The 4,809-nt window shown below is 68.5% G+C and carries 3 protein-coding genes and 2 pseudogenes; 1 reads left to right on the forward strand and 4 read right to left on the reverse strand.

The genetic code is table 11. The features are described 5' to 3' along the window. Positions 1 to 220: 220 nt before the first annotated feature. From AB0G02_RS28335 to AB0G02_RS28345, 3 genes and pseudogenes are all read right to left on the reverse strand, one after another. Positions 221 to 457, reverse strand: a complete 237-nt coding sequence (locus AB0G02_RS28335; protein ID WP_360799617.1) for an MOSC domain-containing protein — start codon at positions 455 to 457, stop codon at positions 221 to 223. A 463-nt stretch (positions 458 to 920) separates the two neighbouring features. Next, on the reverse strand, positions 921 to 2,018 hold the full coding sequence (locus AB0G02_RS28340) for an integrase core domain-containing protein (RefSeq protein WP_360799620.1): 1,098 nt from the start codon (positions 2,016 to 2,018) through the stop codon (positions 921 to 923). 75 nt (positions 2,019 to 2,093) lie between these two features. After that, a pseudogene (locus tag AB0G02_RS28345) lies at positions 2,094 to 2,396 on the reverse strand (integrase core domain-containing protein); the annotation flags it as partial. A 115-nt stretch (positions 2,397 to 2,511) separates the two neighbouring features. Here AB0G02_RS28345 and AB0G02_RS28350 point away from each other — a divergent pair. Then, the gene (locus tag AB0G02_RS28350; RefSeq protein ID WP_360799623.1) at positions 2,512 to 4,182 is read left to right on the forward strand and encodes an IS1182 family transposase; all 1,671 of its coding nucleotides are present in this window, start codon (positions 2,512 to 2,514) and stop codon (positions 4,180 to 4,182) included. Between the two features lie 8 nt (positions 4,183 to 4,190). Here the strand turns inward: AB0G02_RS28350 and AB0G02_RS28355 are convergent. Next, a pseudogene (locus tag AB0G02_RS28355) lies at positions 4,191 to 4,809 on the reverse strand (IS3 family transposase); the annotation flags it as partial.

Raw genomic sequence — 4,809 nt, forward strand, 5'->3', positions numbered from 1 at the left:
AACGGCGATCCGGTACGCGGACAGGTCGTGCGGGTCGCCGCACAGGGAGCACACCCGCCGCAGGCCGCCCGGCAGCACCAGCACGACGTGCGACCCGCCGCGTCAGGCGGGGAGCTCGCGCCGCACCACCGGCGTGAAGGCGAGCGGGCACACGGGCGGCGCCTCGTCCCGCACGTCGACCACCACCCGCACCCTGATCGGCAGCTTCGGAGCCACGCCCTCACCCCGCCACGATCGGGCCGCCGACGCGGACGACACCACTGGCGAGGACGCGGGCGTCGAGCCCGGCCCGGTTGACCAGCGGGCCGAACACCGGCTTGTCCAGCAGGTCCTCCAGGTAGCGGCACGGTACGTTCAACCGCCCGCCGTACAGCAGCGTCCCGCCGACCCGGAAGTGCTTGCCCATCAGGTGTTTGAGCGCGATCCCCGAGGTCACCAGGTTGCGCCGCGTCTCCACCGGGGGACAGGTCGATGCCGTGGTCGCGGGCCTGCGGGGTGCCAGAAGTCGGCCGCGTGGCTCTACCTGCGTTTACGCAGCTGTGATTCGTGCTCGTCGATCAGGCCTCCGAGGCCTGGTCGGCGGAACAGACGCGACGCGGTGTGTGTCGACTCTATAGTTTCAGTGTAGACTGAGTCGAACTTGTACCGCTCGAAAAGTCAGCGCTGCTGGTCAGGCGGCATGGTAATACTCGGCGAGGATGCCGCCCAGTCGCTGCGGTCGGCGGATGTCGAGCTGGGTGATGGGTGTCTGATCGGCTGCTGGCTGTGGCAGCGGTCGTAGCGGTCGGGCGTTGGCGATGCCTTGGATTCAGGACAGCAATTCGGTCGTGGCTGACGCACAGAGAGCCGATCTGTCCGGACCGCAAGACCGCAGACCGGCATTTCGACGTTGTGCTTGCCGAAAATATCGTCCGTGCTGGTCAGGCTGCGTGGTGGTACTCGTGGAGGATGCCGCCCAGTCGGTGCCGTCTGCGGATGTCGAGTTGGGTGACGGCTGCTTGGTCGGCCGCTGGTTGTGGCAGTGGTTGTAGCGGTCGGGCGTTGGCGATGCCTTGGTGGGGTCGGTGGTTGTTGTAGAAGTGCTCGTACTCGCGCAGGGCGTGCAGCAGGTGCTGTTGGTTCCAGATCAGCGTTCGGTCGAGCAGTTCGCGTCGGCAGCTGCGGATCCAGCGTTCCATGATCGCGTTCATGCGCGGTATGCGGACGCCGCTGAGGACGACCCGGATGCCGGCGTCGGCGAGGACGGCGTCGAACAGTGCCGGGTACTTACCGTCCCGGTCGCGGATCATGAACCGCGCGTGTTTGCCCGCGTCGTCGAGGTCCATGACGAGGTTCCTGGCGGCTTGGGTGACCCAGGAGGCGGTGGGGTGTGCGGTGGTGCCCAGGACTCTGATTCGGCGGCTGGTGTGCTCGATGACCGCGAGTACGTACTGGCGGGTGCCGCTCAACGTGGAGGTCTCGAAGAAATCGCAGGCCAGCAGCGCGTCGGCCTGGGAGCGGAGGAAGGCCGACCAGGTCGTCGTGGTGCGCTGGGGCGTGGGGTCGGTCCCTGTGTCCTTGAGGATTTGCCAGACGGTGGATGCTGCGACCTTGACGCCGAGCACGAGGAGTTCGCCGTGGATGCGGCGGTAGCCCCAGGTGGGGTTCTCCCGTGCCAGGCGCAGCACCAGGAGTCGGATCGAGCGGACGGTCCGTGGACGGCCGGGCCGCCTGGGACGGGATCTGGCTGCATGGCGGCGTGCGGGGAGGTCGCGGTGCCAGCGCAGCACTGTCTCCGGACGGACCAGTAGTCGGAGCCGACGAAGCGCATCGGCCGGGAGTCGGTGCAGCAGTGCCGCGAGGAACGCGCGATCTCCGGGGGAGAACCGCGGACGCGCGTTGCCCAGTTGGCGTTCCAGGATCATGATTTGATGCCGCAGTGCCAGGATTTCCGTGTCCTTGTCCCGGTCGCTCATAGGCAGTAGGCGCAGCAGAGCGAAGGCGTTGGTCACGCCGAGGTAAGCCAGTCGGAGCAGCACAGTTGCCATCATGTCGCGTCAGTCGACGAGGCGTGGAGCAGGAGCGGGCCCTGACCCCGGATGTTGGACACGGGGTTATGCGGCTGGGGTCAGCGTAACCGGTGTTGGTAGCAGGCTGTTCTCGTAGTCGATCGGGGATGTCTGGCCGAGGTGGGAGTGACGTCGTCGGGTGTTGTAGCGGTGCGCCCATCCGAACACCGCCAGGCGTGCTTCCCTTTCACTGCCCCAGCTCCGGGCGCCTTGCAGTGTTTCGCGTTTGAAGGAGGCGTTGAGGCTTTCGGCGGCGGCGTTGTCCGCGGAGCTGCCCACCGCGCCCATGGACCTGGTGATCCCGGCGGTGCGACAGGCGTCGGCGAAGGATTTGGCACCGTATTGGGACTCGGTTGCCCAATTAAGAATGCGCTGGTCACGGGTGGTTTCACGTCGTGATCGTCTAAGTGGATGATGATCCACTGCGGCGGGCGTCTGTCCTGTTCGCGGGAGGGATTAGGTGATGTCGGTCCAGCCTCGCCCGTGGCCGGAGGTTCCCGAGCAGACCGTGGTGGTGGCCAGGGCGGCGTTCCCGAAGGGGACGTTGGCGATGCGGGTCCGGGACGAGTTGCCCGGGCTGTTCGCGGACGAGGAGTTCGCGTCGGCGTTCGGGGTTCGGGGCAGGCCGGGGATCTCACCGGGGCAGTTGGCGCTGGTCACGGTGTTGCAGTTCGCGGAGAACCTGACCGACCGGCAGGCGGCGGACGCGGTGCGGGCCCGGATCGACTGGAAGTACGCGCTCGGGCTGGAATTATCCGATTCGGGATTCGACCACACGGTGTTGACCGGTTTCCGACAGCGGCTGATCGATCACGGCCTTGAGGAGACGGTGCTCGACCTGCTGCTGGCCCGGTGCGTGCGGCTCGGACTGGTCAAGCCGCGTGGCCGACAGCGCACCGACTCCACCCACGTGCTGGCCGCGGTGCGCTCGGCCAACCGGCTCGACTTCCTGGCCGAGACCCTGCGCGCGGCCCTGGAAGCGCTGGCCGCGACCGCGCCGGACTGGCTGGCCGTCCGGATCGACGCCGACTGGGTGCGGCGCTACGGCGCCCGGATGGACTCCTACCGGCTGCCGCACGGCCGGGCCGAACGCGCCGAGGCCGCCACCCGGGTCGGCATCGACGGATTCCGGTTGTTGGAGGCGGTTCACGCGGCGGACGCGGCGGTGTGGTTACGGGAGATCCCGGCCGTGACCGTGCTGCGGACCGTGTGGATCACGCAGTACCACCGCACGGTCACCCACGACGGCGAGGAGGTGGCCTGGCGGAAGGAGAAAGACCTCCCGCCCAGCAGAGCACGTCTGTGTTCCCCCTACGACACCGACGCCCGCTACGCGACCAAACGCGGATCCGGTTGGGAGGGCTACAAGATCCACCTCACCGAGACGTGTGACGATGTTGTCGCCACGGGATCGCCGCATCTGGTCACCAACGTGGTCACCACCGACGCGACCGTCACCGACGTGGAGGTGCTCGAACAAATCCACGCCGACCTCGATCGCCGGGGCCTGGTGCCCGGCGAGCATGTCGTGGACGCGGGCTACACCTCCGCCGACCTGATGGTCGGCGCCCGCCGTGAGCACGACATCACCCTGCTCGGCCCGCTGCGCGTCGACAACTCCGCGCAGACACGGATCGGTGAGGGTTACGGTCGCGCCGCGTTCACCATCGACTGGGACCGACATCAGGTCGTGTGTCCGCAAGGGGTGCGGAGCACGATCTGGTCGGAGTGCTCCGAACGCGGCCGCGACTCGGTCGTGGTCAGTTTTCCCGTCACCGCCTGCCGATCCTGCCCGGTCCGTCCACAATGCACACGATCGACCCGGTCCGGACGCCAACTGATGCTACGAGCCCGGGACGTTCACGAGGCGGTCGAGCAGGCCCGGACCGAGCAGACGACCGACGAGTGGAAGCAGCGCTACGCGGTCCGGGCCGGTGTCGAGGGCACCGTCCACCAGGCGGTCGCCGTCACCGGGGTCCGTCGCTGTCGCTACGTCGGGCTGCCCAAGACGCGCCTCGCCCACGTCTTCGCCGCCACCGCCCTCAACCTGATCCGCCTGGACGCATGGTGGAACGGCGCATCACCCGGACAGCGGAGCACCAGCCACCTCGCCAGCCTCCACCTCGCCGCATAGCCGAATTGGGCAACAGAGTCGTATTGGGCTCCGTGGTCGCTGTGGAAGATCGCCCCGGCCAGGCTGCCCCGTGTCCGCTCGGCGGCGTGCAGGGCGTCGAGGACCAGGTCGACGCGCATGTGGTCGGCGACGGCCCAGCCGACCAGCCGGCGCGAGCACAGGTCCATCACGGTCGCGAGGTAGAGGAAGGTGCCGTCGGCGATGGGCAGGTAGGTGATGTCTCCGACGTAGCGGGTGTTGGGCTCCTGGGCGGTGAAGTCGCGTCCGAGCAGGTCCGGGGCCTTGACCGCGGTGGGGTCGGCCGTGGTGGTGCGGTGCCGGCGGCGCAGCCGCAGCCCGGCCAAGCCGATGCCGCGCATCACGCGGGCGACGCGCTTGTGGTTGACCTCGTGTCCGGTGTCGTGCAGTTCGGCGGTGATCCGCGGGACGCCGTAGGTGCCCGCCGACTCGCGGTGGATTACCCGGATGCGCGCGGCCAGCTCCGCGTCGGCCGCGGCGCGGGCCGCCCGGTCCGGGGCGGTGGCCTTCCAGTGGTAGTAGCTGGACCGGGCGAGGCCGATGACCTGGCACAACCGCTTCACGCCGTACTGGCGTCGGTTTTCGGAGACGAACTCGAAGCGGTTCACC

Source organism: Actinosynnema sp. NPDC023658 (assembly GCF_040639995.1).
Lineage (GTDB): Bacteria > Actinomycetota > Actinomycetes > Mycobacteriales > Pseudonocardiaceae > Actinosynnema.